General features: G+C 65.1%; 13 protein-coding genes. 10 read left to right on the top strand and 3 right to left on the bottom strand.

Annotated features, from left to right (window positions below; genetic code table 11):
* Positions 1–153 precede the first annotated feature (153 nt).
* From AAFG07_RS03690 to AAFG07_RS03665, 6 genes are all read left to right on the top strand, one after another.
* Positions 154–1143: a TRAP transporter substrate-binding protein gene (locus AAFG07_RS03690; protein ID WP_342726066.1), complete on the top strand. Its 990-nt coding sequence runs from the start codon at positions 154–156 to the stop codon at positions 1141–1143.
* A 34-nt stretch (positions 1144–1177) separates the two neighbouring features.
* On the top strand, positions 1178–3232 hold the full coding sequence (locus AAFG07_RS03685) for a HAMP domain-containing sensor histidine kinase (protein WP_342726065.1): 2055 nt from the start codon (positions 1178–1180) through the stop codon (positions 3230–3232).
* Positions 3202–4950: a DUF3369 domain-containing protein gene (locus tag AAFG07_RS03680; protein ID WP_342726064.1), complete on the top strand. Its 1749-nt coding sequence runs from the start codon at positions 3202–3204 to the stop codon at positions 4948–4950. Before AAFG07_RS03685 ends, AAFG07_RS03680 begins: the two co-directional genes overlap by 31 nt.
* Positions 4947–5684, top strand: a complete 738-nt coding sequence (locus AAFG07_RS03675) for a response regulator (protein ID WP_092122905.1) — start codon at positions 4947–4949, stop codon at positions 5682–5684. Before AAFG07_RS03680 ends, AAFG07_RS03675 begins: the two co-directional genes overlap by 4 nt.
* Positions 5685–5856: 172 nt before the next feature.
* Entirely contained in the window at positions 5857–8910 is a 3054-nt protein-coding gene (gene polA, locus AAFG07_RS03670) for a DNA polymerase I (protein WP_342726063.1), read from the top strand.
* Between the two features lie 253 nt (positions 8911–9163).
* Positions 9164–9799: a LysE family translocator gene (locus tag AAFG07_RS03665; RefSeq protein WP_342726062.1), complete on the top strand. Its 636-nt coding sequence runs from the start codon at positions 9164–9166 to the stop codon at positions 9797–9799.
* 168 nt (positions 9800–9967) lie between these two features.
* Here AAFG07_RS03665 and AAFG07_RS03660 read toward each other — a convergent pair whose 3' ends face one another.
* Positions 9968–10594, bottom strand: coding sequence for a glutathione binding-like protein (locus AAFG07_RS03660; RefSeq protein WP_342726061.1), 627 nt, complete (start codon positions 10592–10594; stop codon positions 9968–9970).
* A 223-nt stretch (positions 10595–10817) separates the two neighbouring features.
* Here AAFG07_RS03660 and pyrE point away from each other — a divergent pair, with 223 nt between their 5' ends.
* Both pyrE and AAFG07_RS03650 read left to right on the top strand, forming a co-directional pair.
* Positions 10818–11381 carry an orotate phosphoribosyltransferase gene (gene pyrE / locus AAFG07_RS03655; RefSeq protein WP_092122894.1) on the top strand — a complete coding sequence of 188 codons (564 nt, stop codon included), beginning with the start codon at positions 10818–10820 and terminating at the stop codon, positions 11379–11381.
* A gap of 348 nt (positions 11382–11729) precedes the next feature.
* Positions 11730–12527 carry a DUF2865 domain-containing protein gene (locus AAFG07_RS03650; RefSeq protein ID WP_342726060.1) on the top strand — a complete coding sequence of 266 codons (798 nt, stop codon included), beginning with the start codon at positions 11730–11732 and terminating at the stop codon, positions 12525–12527.
* A 106-nt stretch (positions 12528–12633) separates the two neighbouring features.
* On the opposite strand, the gene AAFG07_RS03645 is transcribed toward AAFG07_RS03650, so the two are convergent.
* Positions 12634–13065, bottom strand: a complete 432-nt coding sequence (locus tag AAFG07_RS03645) for a hypothetical protein (RefSeq protein ID WP_212317066.1) — start codon at positions 13063–13065, stop codon at positions 12634–12636.
* 186 nt (positions 13066–13251) lie between these two features.
* Here AAFG07_RS03645 and AAFG07_RS03640 point away from each other — a divergent pair, with 186 nt between their 5' ends.
* Positions 13252–13542 carry a GIY-YIG nuclease family protein gene (locus tag AAFG07_RS03640; RefSeq protein ID WP_342726059.1) on the top strand — a complete coding sequence of 97 codons (291 nt, stop codon included), beginning with the start codon at positions 13252–13254 and terminating at the stop codon, positions 13540–13542.
* Between the two features lie 287 nt (positions 13543–13829).
* On the opposite strand, the gene AAFG07_RS03635 is transcribed toward AAFG07_RS03640, so the two are convergent.
* The gene (locus tag AAFG07_RS03635; protein WP_173640662.1) at positions 13830–14063 is read right to left on the bottom strand and encodes a hypothetical protein; all 234 of its coding nucleotides are present in this window, start codon (positions 14061–14063) and stop codon (positions 13830–13832) included.
* Between the two features lie 237 nt (positions 14064–14300).
* Between AAFG07_RS03635 and AAFG07_RS03630 the strand changes: the two genes are divergently transcribed.
* Positions 14301–16820 carry a glycogen/starch/alpha-glucan phosphorylase gene (locus AAFG07_RS03630; RefSeq protein WP_342726058.1) on the top strand — a complete coding sequence of 840 codons (2520 nt, stop codon included), beginning with the start codon at positions 14301–14303 and terminating at the stop codon, positions 16818–16820.
* The last annotated feature ends 20 nt before the right edge of the window (positions 16821–16840 follow it).

Raw genomic sequence — 16840 nt, 5'->3', positions numbered from 1 at the left:
CATAAGGCGCTACAACCGTAAATTCAATCGACACCGCAGGTTGCAGCGCGGCTTTAACGATTGGCCGATGGGCGAACCATCGCCGATCTGCTAAAAAAGCGTTGAACCTTTTCCTCCCGCCCTGGACACAAATCACAAGGGGAACTGTAGCCAGTGTACCGCCGCGCCGGCCTTTCGCGGACAATAACGCTTGCCGTCGCGCTGTTATGCACAGTGGTCTCGGCGAGTGCCGTTGCGCGCGAATTCCGCACCGCCGATACCCAGAATGAAGACTATCCGACGGTCCAGGCGCTGAATTACATGGACCGCCTGATCGCCGAACGCACCGGCGGCCGGCACCGCATCGTGGTCTTCCATTCCCGCCAGCTCGGCGAGGAAAAGGAGACGCTGGAGCAGACCCGGGCCGGCGCCATCGATCTGAACCGGACCAATGTCGCACTGATCGGAACCATGGTGCCTTCGGTGAACGTGCTGGCGATGCCGTTCCTGTTTCGATCCCTTGAGCACCTGCAGCATGTGCTGGATGGACCGATCGGCAACGAGATCCTGAACAGTCTCGAGGCCCACGGCTTCGTCGGGCTGACCTTCTACGATTCCGGCGCCCGCTCGATCTATAACAGCGTCCGCCCGGTGCGCTCGCTCGACGACCTCAAGGGGCTGCGGCTGCGCGTGCAGCAATCCGCACAGATGTCGGAGATGATCCGCGCGCTCGGCGCCCAGCCGGTCGAGATGGCCTACGGCCAGGTGCTGACCGGGCTCGCCAACCGGCTGATCGACGGCGCGGAAAACAACTGGCCGTCCTTCGTCACCACCGGCCACTACAAATACGCCGGCTACTACACCTTGACCCAGCACACCGTGAGCCCCGAAGTGCTGGTGATGTCGCGCAAGGCCTGGGCCAGCCTCACGCCGGACGAGCAGACCATCTTCCGCGAAGCCGCGCAGCGCTCCAGCATCTACATGCGCGAGAAGTGGCGGGAGCTCGAGGACCGCTCGCGCAAGCAGGCGGAGCAGGCCGGCGTCAAGGTCGTGACTGACTTCGACCGCAAGCCGTTCGAGGCGGCGGTGGCCGGCATCTATGCCAAGGCGGAGCGCGATCCGGCGATAGCTGCGCTGATCGAACGCATCCGCAACATGGAGTGACCGGATCTTGGACGCGCCCAAACAGGACGGGACGATGCGACGGCGGGCGGCCTTTGGGCCGCAGGGCCGTTTCCGCATCGTCCAGTTGCTGCGTGCGGTGCCGATCCGCTGGCGCATCCTTTCGATCGCGCTGCTCAATTCCGCGGTCGTGATCGTGCTCGCGGTGCTGATCTGGAACGGCTCGAAGGTGCTCGGCTCGGCCTGGGACGATGTCCGCCAGGTCCGGGAATCCGACAAGATCCTGGCCAAGCTCGAAAGCGAGACCAGCCGTCTGCAGAACCTGATCCATCGCTACATCAACCAGCCGAGCCCGGACCTGTTCGCGGAAATCCTGCTGCTGCGCGAGGCCGTGCTCGGCACGCTGACCAACCGGGCCTCGACCGACCCGATGCTGTCGGGCTCGGTCGAGCAGCTGGAGCGCGTCACCAGCCGCTTCCTCGACGGCTTCGGCGAATTGCGCACCGTGCAGACCACGATCTCCAAGACCTATGACGAAGAGGTGCTGACGCCGACCAAGGATATGGCGGGGCTCTATTCGATCATCGAGGGCGCCACCGGCCATCGCGACGCACTGATCTGGCCCGCGCTCGGCAAGTCGCGCGAAGCTTTCACCTCGCTCTTGGTCGCCGCCAACGCCTACTACCTCTCGCTTGCGTCCTCGTCGGCCGAGGAAGCCCGCCGCAACGTCGATACGATCGAGAAGACGATTCCCGTCATGACCGATCTGGCCGAGAACGATCTGCAGCGCATGGCGCTGGCGCGGCTCAAGGTCAAGACCGCCGAGCTGCGCGACGGGCTCGGCAAGCTCAGCGAACAGCTCACCAACCGCACCGACCTGCTGCGCAACTCGATCGACGCCAGCCAGGCCGACGCGATCGGCGCGATCGACGATCTCTCGGTGAAGATGCGCCAGCGCGAGCAGAAGGCGCAGGAGACATTCGACAAGACGCTGACGTCGATCTCGCGCCGGGTGCTGTCGATCGCCGTGATCTTCCTCGGCGTCATCATGTCGGCCGGCGTCATGATCGCATTGTCGATCCGGCTGCCGCTGGCGCAGATCATGGCCGCGATGCGCACCATTACCTCGGGCGACCTCGACCGGCCGGTGCAGGGCACCACAGCCAAGGACGAGGTCGGCGCCATGGCGCGTGCGGTCGAGGTGTTCCGCGAAAACGCCATCGCCAAGCGCAAGACCGAGGACGAGCTGCGCAGCGCCAAGGAGAAGGCCGAGAGCGCGCTGCTCGAGCTCAACGCTGCCCAGCAGAACCTGATCGATGCCGAGCGTCTCGCCGCGCTCGGCGGGCTCGTTGCGGGTGTCGCCCACGAGGTCAACAATCCGATCGGCATCAGCCTGACGGTCGCCTCGAGCTTTGCCCGCCGCAGCGAGATGTTCGAGAACGACCTGAAGACCGAGCCGCTGCGCCGCTCCAAGCTCGACGAATTCGTGCGCGCCTCGCGTGACGCATCGCAGCAACTGGTCTCGAACCTGCAGCGCGCCGGCGAGCTGATCCAGTCGTTCAAGCAGGTCGCCGTCGATCGCTCGCATGCCGAACGCCGCCAGTTTGCCTTGAGCGAAGCGACCGACCAGATCGTGGCGAGCCTGCGGCCGGTGCTGAAGAAGGCCGCGATCGCGCTGTCCGTCGATGTGCCCGACGGGCTCCTGATCGACGGCTATCCCGGCGCCTATGGCCAGATCTTAACCAATCTTTTCCTCAACGCCGTCAATCATGCCTTCGCCGACGGTCGCTCCGGCAGCATCACGATCTCGGCGCGCGGTCGCGGCACCGATGATGTCGAGATCATCTTCGCGGATGACGGGGCCGGCATGACGCCGGACGTGCAGCGACAGGCGTTCGACCCGTTCTTTACGACGCGACGCAACGAAGGTGGTACGGGCCTCGGCCTCCATATCGTCTATAACCTCGTCACCCAGCAGCTCGGCGGACGCATGATGCTGGAGTCAAGGGTAGGACAAGGCACCACTTTTCGCATTATCATGCCCAGGATCGCCAAGGGCGAGCCCACGATCACTGACGCAGCAGCCGACGGAACCAGTCAATGGCCGAACAGGACGATGTCCTCCAACTGATCGACGACACCGAGAGCCCCCCGGAGGACTCGCCGGTACGGAAATGGAAGATCGCCGTGATCGACGACGATCACGCCGTCCACGAAGGCACCCGTTTTGCGCTGAGCGATTACAACCTGAATGGCGCGACGCTGGAGATCCTGTCGGCCTACTCTGCGGCCGAAGGCCGCACGCTGATGCGGGACAATCCCGACATCGCAGCCGTGCTGCTCGACGTCATCATGGAGACCGACGTCGCCGGCCTCGAGCTCGTCGAATACATCCGCAACGAGATCAAGAACGAGACCGTCCGCATCATCCTGCGCACCGGCCAGCCCGGCCAGGCGCCGGAGCGGCGCGTCATCGTGCAATACGACATCAACGACTACAAGGCGAAGACCGAGCTCACCGCCGACAAGCTGTTCACCTCGCTGACCGCCGCGCTGCGCAGCTACCAGCAGCTCGAGCGCATGGTGCAGACCAGGCGCGGCCTCGAGATCATCATCGACGCGGCCTCGACGCTGTACGACTTCAAGTCGATGCAGCGGTTGGCCGAGGGCGTGCTGACCCAACTCGCTTCGCTGCTCAATGTCGACTGCGCCGGCATTCTGGTGCTGCGCGACGACGGCAATTCGGCCGCCGCCGATTTCTCGGTGCTGGCCTGCTCGGGTTGCTACAGCCGCTTCATCGGCACGACGTCCTCGAAGGCGCTCGATCCCGACCTGCGGCACATGGTGGAGGAAGCCTTCCAGCGCCGCAAGAACGAGTTCGCCGACCACCGCAGCGTGCTCTATTCGCGCACCGGCAGCGGCCGCGAGGTCGTGGTGCTGCTGCAGGCCGAGCGCCAGCTCTCCGACACCGACCGCGCGCTGGTCGAGATCTTCTCGAGCCGGCTGTCGATCGCGTTCGACAACGTGATCCTCTACCAGCAGCTTCAAGAGGCCAACACCCAGCTCGAGGATCGCGTCGCGCAGCGCACCCGCGCGCTGATGCAGGCCAACCGGCGGCTGTCGGCGCAATGGCTGCGGCTGCAGCGCGCCAACGGCTTCAAGAACGAGATCCTCGGCACCGTCGCACACGATCTGAAGAATCCGCTCGGCGTGATCCTCGGCCGCACCGAGATGCTGACCGAACTGATCGGCGCCGGCTCGCCGAAGGAAAGCGTCACCGACCAGGTCGAGCACATCAGGGACGCCACCAAGCGGCTGACCTCGATGGTCGACCATTTGATCTCGGATGCGATGGCCGACGCCTTCGACATCACCATCCGCCGCGAGCCGGTCGACGTCGCGGCCCTCGTCAACGAGGTCACCGAGGCCAATTTGCCCTCGGCCGTCAACAAGCAGCAGAGCATCTCGGTCTCGGGTCCGCAGCAATTCGTCACGATGTGCGACTCCGACCGGATCCGCGAGGCGATCGACAATCTGGTCAGCAACGCCATCAAGTACTCGCCGATCGGCGGCAAGATCACGGTCATGGTCAGCCACGAGGGCGACGATACGGTGATCCGGATCGCCGACCAGGGCCCCGGCCTCAGCCCCGAGGATCTCGGCCGGCTGTTCGGTCGGTTCCAGCGGCTGTCGGCCAAGCCGACCGCCGGCGAAAGCTCGACCGGCCTCGGCCTTTCCATCGTCAAGCGCATCATCGACATGCATGGCGGCCATGTGACCGCACAGAGCCCGGGCCCCGGACAGGGGTCGACCTTTACGGTTACACTGCCGGCGACAGAGACATCATGAACCAGAACCCGCATATCTTCATCGTCGACGATGAGGCGCCGGCCCGCGAGATGGTCGGCGATTACCTCAAGATGCACGGCTTCGGCGTGACGCTGTGCGATGGCGGCAAGAGCCTGCGCAAGGAGATCGAGAGCAGCACGCCCGATCTCGTGGTGCTGGACCTCAACATGCCTGAGGAGGATGGTCTGTCGATCATTCGCGACCTCAAGAGCAAGATCAACGTCCCCGTCATCATGCTGACAGCTACTGCCAGCCCGATCGACCGCGTCGTCGGGCTCGAGCTCGGCGCCGACGATTACGTGGCAAAGCCATGCGAACTGCGCGAGCTGATGGCGCGCATCCGCTCGGTGCTGCGGCGGAGCGGGCCCGCCAAGACTGCCGCGCCGGAATCGGCGAGCGCCAAGGCCGAAAAGGAGCAACTGGTCCGGTTCGGCACCAAATGGCTCGATCTCGAGGCCCAGGCGCTGCGCGACGACGAGGGCAATGAGCACCCGCTGACGGCCTCCGAGTTCGGCCTGCTGAAGGTGTTCGCCGCCAACCCGAAGCGCGTACTGTCGCGCGAGCGGCTGCTGGAACTGGCCAATGCGCGCGACGCGGAAGCCTTCGACCGCGCCGTCGACCTGCGCATCATGCGCATCCGCCGCAAGATCGAATTCGACCCGACCAAGCCGTCGGTGATCCGGACCATCCGCGGCGGCGGCTATCTGTTCTCGCCGACCGGGGACAAGGCGTAGCTTCTCGGCGTCGTCCTGGCGCTGTTCCCGTCATCCCCGCGCAAAGGCTTCGCCTTTGTCGCTGGAGGAGCCGCGAAGCGGCGTCTCGAATTCATCGAATTCGTTGTGTGGCACGGGCGGATTCAGCGACACTAAGGCTGTCAATCCGCGCAAAAATCCCTAAGTTTCGGCCATGCCGAAAACAGCCTCCCAAGACCCCGCCAAGCCCGCCCCGAAGACCGCAGCCAAGCCCGTCGCCGCCAAGCCGGTTGCGAGCAAGCCCACGGCCAAGGGGGACCACGTCTTCCTGGTCGATGGTTCGGGCTACATCTTCCGCGCCTACCACGCGCTGCCGCCGCTGAACCGCAAGTCCGACGGGCTGCAGGTCAATGCTGTGCTCGGCTTCTGCAACATGCTGTGGAAGCTGCTCCGCGACATGCCGGAGGACCACCGGCCGACCCATCTGGCGATCGTGTTCGACAAGTCGGAGATCACGTTCCGCAACAAGCTCTATCCCGATTACAAGGCGCACCGGCCGCCGGCGCCCGACGATTTGATCCCGCAATTCGCCCTGATCCGCGAGGCGGTGCGCGCCTTCGAGCTGCCCTGTCTCGAGCAGGCCGGCTTCGAGGCCGACGATCTGATCGCGACCTATGCGCGGCTCGCCACCGAGCGCGGCGCGACCACGACGATCGTGTCATCGGACAAGGATCTGATGCAGCTCGTCAACGACAAGGTCGTGATGTACGACACGATGAAGGATCGCCGCATCGGCCGCGACGAGGTGATCGAGAAATTCGGCGTGCCGCCCGAGAAGGTGGTCGAGGTGCAGGCGCTGGCCGGCGATTCCACCGACAACGTGCCCGGCGTGCCCGGCATCGGCATCAAGACCGCCGCGCAGCTGATCATCGAGTATGGCGATCTCGATCAGCTGCTGTTCCGCGCCGGCGAGATCAAGCAGCCGAAGCGGCGCGAAGCGCTGCTCGAGAACGCCGAGAAGGCGCGCATCTCGCGCCAGCTCGTGCTGCTCGACGACAAGGTCGATCTCGACGTGCCGCTCGACGACCTCGCGGTGCACGAGCCCGACTCGCGCCGGCTGGTCGCCTTCCTGAAAGCGATGGAGTTCTCCACCCTCACCCGCCGCGTCGCCGACTATGCGCAGATCGACCCTGCCAATGTCGATGCCGATCCCGGCAACAAGAGCGGCGCGAGCGTGTTCTCGCCGCTGCCGCCATCGGATGTGACGCCGGCGCCGGGCAACGCACCGACATCGGCCGCGGCACCGCTTCCGAAGGCCAAGCCGACCGGTGCACGCGACGACAAGAACTCCAGCCTGAAGGGCACGCCGGCAACGCTGGCCGAGGCCCGCGGCGAAGCGATCCGCAAGACCGGCTTCGATCGCAAGGCCTATCAGGCAATCGGCAGCCTCGATCAGCTCAACGCCTTTGTCGCGCGCGCGCACGACACCGGCTACATCGCGATCGAGGCGATGTCGGAATCGATTGACCCGATGCAGGCCGAGCTGTCGGGACTGGCGCTGGCCGTGGCGCCCAACGACGCCTGCTACATCCCGCTCAGCCACCGGCAGGCCGGTGGCGGCGCCGGGCTGTTCGATGCGGGCCTCGCGCCCGGGCAGATCAAGACCGCCGACGCACTGAAGGCCTTGAGGCCGCTGCTGGAGTCCACCGGCATCCAGAAGGTCGGCTTCAACGTCAAGTTCACCTCGGTGACCTTGGCGCAGCACGGCGTCACGCTGCGCAACATCGATGACGCCCAGCTGATGTCCTACGCGCTCGATGCCGGCCGCGGCTCGCATGCGCTGGAGGCGCTCGCCGAGCGTTGGTTCGGGCATGCCGTCGTCAGCTACGGCGGCCTCGTCGGCAGCGGCAAGGGCAAGCTGACCTTCGATCAGGTCACGATCGACAAGGCGACCGAATACGCGGCCGAAAGCGCCGACCTGATCCTGAGGCTGTGGCGGGTGCTGAAGCCGCGCCTCGTCGCCGAGCGGATGACGACGGTCTACGAGACGCTGGAGCGGCCGCTGGTCTCGGTGCTGGCGCGGATGGAGCGTCGCGGCATCTCGATCGACCGCCAGGTGCTGTCGCGGCTGTCGGGCGATTTCGCCCAGACCGCGGCCCGCGTCGAGGCCGAGATCCAGGAGATCGCCGGCGAGCCGGTCAATGTCGGCAGTCCGAAACAGATCGGCGACATCATCTTCGGCAAGATGGGATTGCCCGGCGGCACCAAGACCAAGACCGGCGCCTGGTCGACCACCGCGCAGGTGCTCGACGATCTCGCCGAGCAGGGCCACGACTTCCCGAAGAAGATCCTGGAGTGGCGCCAGGTCTCGAAGCTGAAATCGACCTACACCGACGCGCTGCCGAACTATGTCAACCCGCAGACCCATCGCGTGCACACGACCTACGCGCTGGCTGCGACCACGACAGGCCGGTTGTCGTCGAACGAGCCGAATTTGCAGAACATCCCTGTTCGTACCGAGGACGGCCGCAAGATCCGCCGCGCCTTCATCGCAACGCCCGGCCACAAGCTGGTGTCGGCCGATTACTCCCAGATCGAATTGCGGCTGCTCGCCGAGATCGCCGACGTGCCGGTGCTGCGCCAGGCGTTCCGCGACGGGCTCGACATTCACGCGATGACGGCTTCCGAAATGTTCGGCGTGCCGATCAAGGACATGCCGAGCGAGGTGCGCCGCCGCGCCAAGGCGATCAATTTCGGCATCATCTACGGCATCTCGGCGTTCGGCCTCGCCAACCAGCTCGGCATCGCGCGCGAGGAAGCCTCCGCCTACATCAAGAAGTATTTCGAGCGCTTCCCGGGTATCCGCGCCTATATGGACGAGACCAAGGACTTCTGCCGCCGCAACGGCTATGTGACGACGCTGTTCGGCCGCAAGTGCTACTACCCCGACATCAAGGCGTCCAACGCCTCGGTGCGCGCCTTCAACGAACGCGCCTCGATCAACGCGCGCTTGCAGGGCACCGCGGCCGACATCATCCGCCGCGCCATGATCCGGGTCGAGGACACACTCGCCGAGAAGAAGCTCTCGGCGCAGATGCTGCTGCAAGTGCATGACGAATTGATCTTCGAGGTGCCCGACAACGAGGTCGCGGCGACGCTGCCGGTGGTGCAGAAGGTGATGCAGGACGCGCCGTTCCCGGCGGTGATCCTGTCGCTGCCGCTGCAGGTCGATGCCCGTGCCGCGAACAACTGGGACGAGGCGCATTAGCTTTCTTCGCCTCTCCCGCTTGCGGGGGAGGCCGACGCGACGAGCGACGCGAAGCGTCGTCCGGAGCGTGGCGGGTGGGGGCTCTCTCCGCTCAAAGATTCTGCGCGGAGACACCCCCACCCCGCCCTCCCCCGCAAGCGGGAGAGGGAGCCCTCGCATCTCGCTCGCCGCCACATTGCTCCGAGAGCAATTCCAACATGGCCGCGCGGCGGATGACACGCTAGAAGTGCGTGTATCCCTTGCGAGATCCACCATGCCCCACACATCCGCGTTGCTCGGCTTTGCGCTCGTCTGCTTCGGCATGGTGCTGACACCAGGGCCGAACATGATGTATCTGATCTCGCGCTCGATCACGCAGGGTCCGGCGGCCGGCATCGTCTCGCTCGGCGGCGTGGCGCTCGGCTTCGTGTTCTACATGCTGTGCGCGGCGTTCGGCATCACCGCGTTGCTGTTTGCAATTCCCTACGCCTATGACGCGCTGCGTTTCGCCGGCGCCGCCTATCTGCTCTGGCTGGCGTGGCAGGCGCTTAAGCCCGGCGGCCGCTCGCCATTCCAGGTCAAGGCGCTGAAGGTCGACGGCCCGCGCAAACTGTTTGCGATGGGCTTCATTACCAATCTCCTGAACCCGAAGATCGCGATGCTTTATCTCGCGCTGCTGCCGCAGTTCATCGATCCCGCCGGCGCCAGCGTGCTGACGCAGTCGCTCGCGCTCGGCTCGATCCAGATCGTGATCAGCGTCAGCGTCAATGCGATGATCGCGCTCGCCGCCGGCTCGATCGCCGTGTTCCTCGGCACCCGCCCGACCTGGCTTTTGGTGCAGCGCTGGCTGATGGGCACGGTGCTCGCGGGACTCGCGATGAAGATGGCGCTCGAGGCACGGCGGGCCTAGGAAGTACCCTCTCCCCTTGTGGGAGAGGGTGGCGAAATCGAGCGGAGCGAGATGAAGCCGGGTGAGGGGTCTCTCTCCACGAGCTCACTCGCGGAGACAACCCCTCATCCGGCGCTTCGCGCCACCTTCTCCCACAAGGGGAGAAGGGAAGAGTGCAGTCACCACGTCTCAATCCAGCTTCGCCTCCATGCCCCGCTTCGTCGCCGGGCGGGCCATCAGCGTCTCGTACCAGCGCTTGACGTTGGGGAAGTCGGCCAGCTCGACCTTGTGGCGCGGATGGCGCCAGGCCCAGCCGAGGATGGCGAAATCGGCCACCGACAGATCGCCGGCGACGAAGTCGCGGCCATCCAGCCGGCGGTCCAACACGCCGTAGAGCCGCCGCGTCTCGGCCATGTAGCGCTTCAGGCCGTAAGCGCGGTCCTGCTCGTTGTCCAGCGCGATGAAATGGTGCACCTGGCCCGGCATCGGGCCGAAACCGCCCATCTGCCACATCAGCCACTCATAGACTGGGATCCGCTCGGCCAGCGGTTTCGGCAGGAACTTGCCGGTCTTCTCGCCGAGATAGAGCAGGATCGCGCCGGACTCGAAGATGCTGACCGGCTTGCCGCCGGGACCATCCGGATCGACGATCGCCGGGATCTTGTTGTTCGGGCTGATCGCCAGGAACGCGGGCGCCATCTGCTCGCCCTTGCCGATATTCACCGGGATCACCTTGTAGGGCAGCCCCATTTCCTCCAGCGCCACCGAGATCTTGCGGCCGTTGGGGGTGTTCCAGGTGTGCAGCTCGATGGTCATTTCCGCTTCCCGTGCAAATGTTTGGCCGAGCGTTTTGCGAGTCTTTGGCGCCTGCTTACGGGGATTGGAACGGCCGCACAACCGCGCTTTCCGCACGCGGCTGCGCTGAAATGGCGGCGCGGGCACTGTTGACGGCGGGATTTACCCGCTGGAATGTGCGCCAGACCGCCGATAGATTGCCGGCCGCCTCAAACCCCCAAGAACCCCTCAAGGGAAAAAGCCTTTGTCCAAATCAGCCTCCCGCGCCCGCCTCGCCGAGATCATCCGCAAGCGTTCGTTCGGCCGCGGCGAGATCACCTTGGCGTCGGGCCGCAAGAGCGATTTCTACTTCAACCTGAAGCCGACGATGCTCGATCCCGAAGGCGCCGCGCTGCTCGCCGAGCTCACCTATGAGGCGCTGAAGGACGACCGGCTCGATTTCGTCGGCGGGCTCGAGATGGGCGCGGTGCCGCTCGCCGGCGCGATTGCACAGCTGTCATGGCTGAAGGGTCATCCGATCGCTGCCTTCTTCGTGCGCAAGAAGCCGAAGGAGCACGGCGCGCGGCTCGCGGTCGAAGGGCTCGCCAAGGGCGAGAGCCTGGCGGGCAAGCGCATCGTGATCGTCGAGGACGTCACCACGACCGGCGGCTCCGCGCTGAAGGCTGTGGAAGCCGTGCGCGAGGCCGGCGGCGAGATCGCGCTGGTCTTCACCATGGTCGACCGCGAGGAAGGCGCGACCGAGACATTCGCCGAAGCCGGCCTGCCGTTCCGCGCGCTGTACAAGGCCGGCGAGTTCCTGAAGGATTGAAGGTCTCTTCTCCCTCGCCCCGTTCTTACGGGGTCGAGACGAGCGAAGCTCGCTCTTGGAGGGCTGGGGTGAGGAGCTGCTTCCGCGAGTCGTGTGCGCCGTGGGACCTGTACCCCCTCACCCGGATCGCATCTTGCGATGCGATCCGACCTCTCCCCGCAGGCGGGGCGAGGTGACGAGGAAGCTGAAGAGGAAATTGCGCGACCTCGCCTTCCTGTGACGCAGTCACCCCCAATCAATCGCTCGTTTACCATCCGGCACTATGGTGAAGCCGCCGGGGCACCTTGTCGCCGCGGCGAGGCGCGTCGGGTGGAGTTGGCGTTGCGTACAGAGTTGAGTGATCGGCGCATGCGGCGCCGCGTGATGCTTGCCGCCGCTGCGTTTGCGGGTTCCGTCCTGGTCGTGCCCGCCCCCGTCTCGGCCGAAGGGCTGTTCGATTTCTTCTTCGGCGGTTCCCAGAAGCAGCAGGGCCGGCAGGCCCCGCCGCAAGCCAATTTCTTCGCCGATCCGTTCGGCCTCAACCAGCAGCCGGAACGGCAGTCGTCCGCACCGGTCTCGGCGCCGCGCGTGGCCGGTTCCGGACCGGCCTATTGCGTGCGCAGCTGCGACGGCAAGTATTTCCCGCTGACGATGCGCGGCAACGCGACGCCGGCGCAGCTCTGCCAGGCGTTCTGTCCCGCGAGCGCGACCAAGGTCTATTACGGCAGCCATATCGACAGCTCGGCATCGACCACGGGCGAGCGCTACGCCGACAGTGAGAACGCCTTCGCCTATCGCAAGGCGCTGCGCGCCGACTGCACCTGCAACGGCCGCGACCCGGCCGGGCTCGCGCCGGTCGACCTCGCGCTCGATGCCTCGCTGAAGGCCGGCGACGTGATCGCAACCACCGACGGCCTCGTCGCCTATACCGGCGTTCGCGTCGGCAACGAGCAGTCGTTCGACTTCACGCCGATCGCCTCCTATCCCGGGTTGACCGCGGCAGTCCGCGCGCGGCTCGGCGAAATGAAGGTCGCGCCCGTCAGCGCCGAGATCGCCAGCGACGCACCGCTGCCGGAAACCAGCCGCGATGTGGCGCCGTCGGCGCCAGCTTCGGTGGTGCCGAAGGGCCATGCCGCCAAGCCTGCCAAGCGGGCCGAGGCGAACTGACGGCGCAAGCCGTCATTCCGGGATGGTGCGTAAGCACCAGACCCGGAATCTCGAGATTCCAGGTTCGCCTCTTCGAGGCGCCCCGGAATGACGCTGTCACAAATTGCTACCGCGCCACGATCACGCCGATCACGTTCGGCGCGGCCATGTATTTCTCCTCGATCGCGGCCCGCGCGGCGGCGCGGTTCTCCGGGTTGAGGAGGCCGCGCTTCTCGGCGAGGATCATCCAGCAATAGCCCCACCAGTCCGTCAGCATGCCGTGATCGTCGACCAGGTCGTAACCCTGCTCGCCGGCGAAGATGCGCGCATGCGCCTCATCGAGCGAGTCGAGCCAAGCGTGATCCTCGTTCGAGAACAGCTCGTCGCTGAAGTCATCCGTGGTGTAGCCCCAGATCGACATGCAGACCGCGTTGAACTCGCGGTCGAGCTGGTCATCATCGATCGGCTGGCGCCGCGAGGCCTGGTGCAGCCGCGACAGCGACCGCGCGAAATCGGCAATCCGGGTCAGAGCGAATTGATCAAAGGCGATGGTGGACATGTAGTCCTCGCGGAGACTGAGAGACCATAGATATTGTGTCGGCGCAGGCGCCGAATCACAATGATATATCAAAGACTTGCTAAAGTGTTCTTAATTCGTTCTGATGCCCTTCATGGGCGTCGCCCCGGCGAAGGCCGGGGCCCATAACCACCGCTATCGGACAGCGCACGTGATCGGTGCCCCGAAATGAATGCCGCAGTCTATTACGTTTACATTCTCGCGAGCCGCCGCCATGGGACGCTCTACATTGGCGTCAGCAACGATCTTTCCAATCGGCTTACGCTTCATCGCTCTGGACGCGGCTCACAATTCGTCAAGAAGTACGGCGTCACGCGACTGGTTTACATGGAGGTCTACGCTTCACCACAAGAGGCGATCGCACGGGAAAAGGCGCTGAAGGAATGGCGCCGCGACTGGAAGGTTCGCCTGATCGAGCAAGACAATCCGGAGTGGAGCGATCTGTCCCATCTTCTCTGACGGCTGTGGTTATGGGCCCCGGCCTTCGCCGGGGCGACGAATTGCGGTGACTGCCTTTACCCCATGAGAAATGCGGTCGCCATGCTCGCACAGCCCTCGCAAAGCAATTGGGCCGCTGACTAAGTCAGCGGCCCGTTGAAAATTGCTTCGGAATGAAATGCGTCGGAGCTGAAAAAATGTGCCCGCCCCATGCGCGACAGGTGTGTTTGTAAAGAACTCGTTAAGACTTGGAAATCCGTATCACCACGGTGTTTCCAATTACGCGTGAAGGCGCGTTGTGCGGCCGTCTAATTCGCCGCGGACAGCAGCTTGTCGCCGCAGGCATTCGCGTAGAACTTGCCGCCGCATTGCCGCTTGATGGCGGCGCAGCGCGCGGCCGGCGAAGCGTTCTGGGTCACGCTGAAGCTGCAGCTCAGGCCGTCGGCGCTGCGGCCCGGTTTGCCCGCGGCATAGGCTGCGCTCGTCGCCGTGATGCACACCATGAGCAACGCCGCGGCGGCGATCTCGATCAGGAGTCTCATCACGTATCCTCCGCCAAATTGCCACAAAATCCCGGCTGTCACGGCCGATCGTAGCACCGGCAACGACGGTTCCGAAGGCCCCTGAATCGGCCCGGTCCTTGCATAAAATATCGGCAGCGCCATGCACGGCAACGTTCCGGGCGGTTTCGGTTGCCATGCAACGCGCGTATCATCGACTTGGGGCATGATCCGGACACTATGATCGCATCATGATCCGGAAAATCTGAACGGCAGGGATTGAGCGCTTTGCACGAACAAACAAACTACCCGGCATTGAACCAGCCGATCGACGAGCTGGCGCTGACCGAGATCAAGGGCGCGATCCTCGCCAAGCTCCGGCTGGCGATCGGCAAGGACGCCGGCATGGCGACCAGGCGCGACTGGTACAAGGCGGCGGCGCTGGCGCTGCGCGACCGCATCGTGCACCACTGGCTGACGGCCGAGAAGCAGACCTACGACGCCGGCTCCAAGCGCGTCTATTACCTCTCGCTCGAATTCCTGATCGGCCGCCTGTTCACCGACGCGCTGAACAATATGGGACTGTTGCCGCTATTCGAGGCCGCGCTCGGCGACCTCGGCGTCGATCTGTCGGACCTGCGCAAATGCGAGCCGGACGCGGCGCTCGGCAATGGCGGTCTCGGGCGGCTCGCGGCCTGCTTCATGGAGAGCATGGCGACGCTGGCGATCCCCGCGACCGGCTACGGCATCCGCTACGATTTCGGCCTGTTCCGCCAGATCATGAACCAGGGCTGGCAGCAGGAATATCCCGACGAATGGCTCGCTTTCGGCAACCCCTGGGAATTCCAGCGGCCGGAGGTGGTCTACAACGTCCACTTCGGCGGCCATGTCGAGCATGTCGACGAGCGCGGCCGCGACCGCGCCACCTGGCACCCGGCGGAAACCGTCGAGGCAATGGCCTACGATACGCCGATCGTCGGCTGGCGCGGCAAGCACGTCAACGCGCTTCGCCTCTGGTCGGCGCACGCGCCCGATCCGCTCCAGCTCGACGTCTTCAACACCGGAGACTACGTCTCGGCGAGCGCCGAGCAGGCGCGCGCGGAAGCGATCTGCAAATTCCTCTATCCGAACGACGAGAGCGCGGCGGGCCGTGAGCTCCGCCTGCGCCAGGAATATTTCTTCGTCTCGGCCTCGTTGCAGGATCTCGTGAAGCGGCATCTTTCCTCCGACGGCGGCCTGCGCAACCTCGCGCAGAAGGCGGCCGTGCAGCTCAACGACACCCATCCGAGCCTTGCAGTCACCGAGCTGATGCGCATCCTGGTCGACCTGCACAATTTCCGCTGGGACGAGGCCTGGAAGATCACCGTCGCGACGCTGTCCTACACCAACCACACGCTGCTGCCGGAAGCGCTCGAGACCTGGCCGGTCGAATTGTTCGAGCGGCTGCTGCCGCGGCATCTCGAGATCATCTACCGCATCAACGTGGCCCATCTGGCGCTCGCCGAGGAGCGCTTCCCCGGCGACATCGAATACCGCGCCTCGGTCTCGCTGATCGATGAGCGCAGCGGCCGCCGCGTGCGGATGGGCCAGCTTGCCTTCGTCGGCTCGCATCGCATCAACGGCGTCTCCGCGATGCATTCCGACCTGATGAAGGAGACCGTGTTCCACGACCTTCATCATCTCTATCCCCAGCGCATCACCAACAAGACCAACGGCATCACCTTCCGCCGCTGGCTGATGCTGGCCAACCCGCGGCTGACCGCGCTGCTGCGCGAGACCTGCGGCGAGGCCGTGCTCGACGACTTCTCGCTGCTCGAACGGCTCGAGCCCCACTCGAGCGATCTGGAATTCCAGAAGCGCTTCCGCGACGTCAAGCATCACAACAAGCTGGCGCTGGCGCGGCTGATCGGCGAGCGCAACCACATCAAGGTCGACCCGTCGGCGCTGTTCGACGTGCAGATCAAGCGCATCCACGAATACAAGCGGCAGCTGCTCAACATCCTGGAGACGATCGCGCTGTATCACGCGATGAAGGATGATCCGGCGGCGAACTGGGTGCCGCGGGTAAAAATCTTCGCGGGCAAGGCGGCGGCGAGCTACCGCTACGCCAAGCTGATCATCAAGCTGATCAGCGACGTCGCCGAGGTCGTCAACAACGACGCCTCGCTCGGCGGCAGGCTGAAGGTCGCCTTCCTCGCCGACTACAATGTCAGCCTCGCCGAGGTGATCATCCCCGCCGCCGATCTCTCGGAGCAGATCTCGACCGCCGGCATGGAGGCCTCCGGCACCGGCAACATGAAGCTCGCGCTGAACGGCGCGCTGACCATCGGCACGCTCGACGGCGCCAATATCGAGATCCGCGACAATGTCGGCGAGGAGAACATCGCGATCTTCGGCCTCGAGGCCGGCGACGTCATGGTCCGCCGCAAGCAGGGGCTCGATGCCAGCGACGTGATCGGCAAGTCGCCGCGGCTCGAGCGCGCGATCCGCGCCATCGAGAGCGGCGAGTTCTCGCCGGGCGATGCCGCGCGCTTCGCTTCGATCGGGCACGCGCTGCGCTACCTCGATCACTACATGGTCTCGGCCGATTTCGATTCCTACTACGAGGCGCAGCGCGGCATCGACGCCCGCTGGCAGGTGCCTCCGGCCTGGACCCGCGCCTCGATCCTCAACGTGGCGCGCATGGCGTGGTTCTCCTCCGACCGCACCATCCGCGAATATGCCGAGGACATCTGGCACGTGCCGGTGCACCCGAGCGCCTCGCCGCAGCTCGACAACCAGCGCGAGGCGAAGGGGTAATCCCGGGACGCGGAAATCGA

It is taken from the genome of Bradyrhizobium sp. B097, from assembly GCF_038957035.1.
Classification (GTDB): domain Bacteria; phylum Pseudomonadota; class Alphaproteobacteria; order Rhizobiales; family Xanthobacteraceae; genus Bradyrhizobium.
This window is presented reverse-complemented; position numbering and strand designations above follow the sequence as displayed.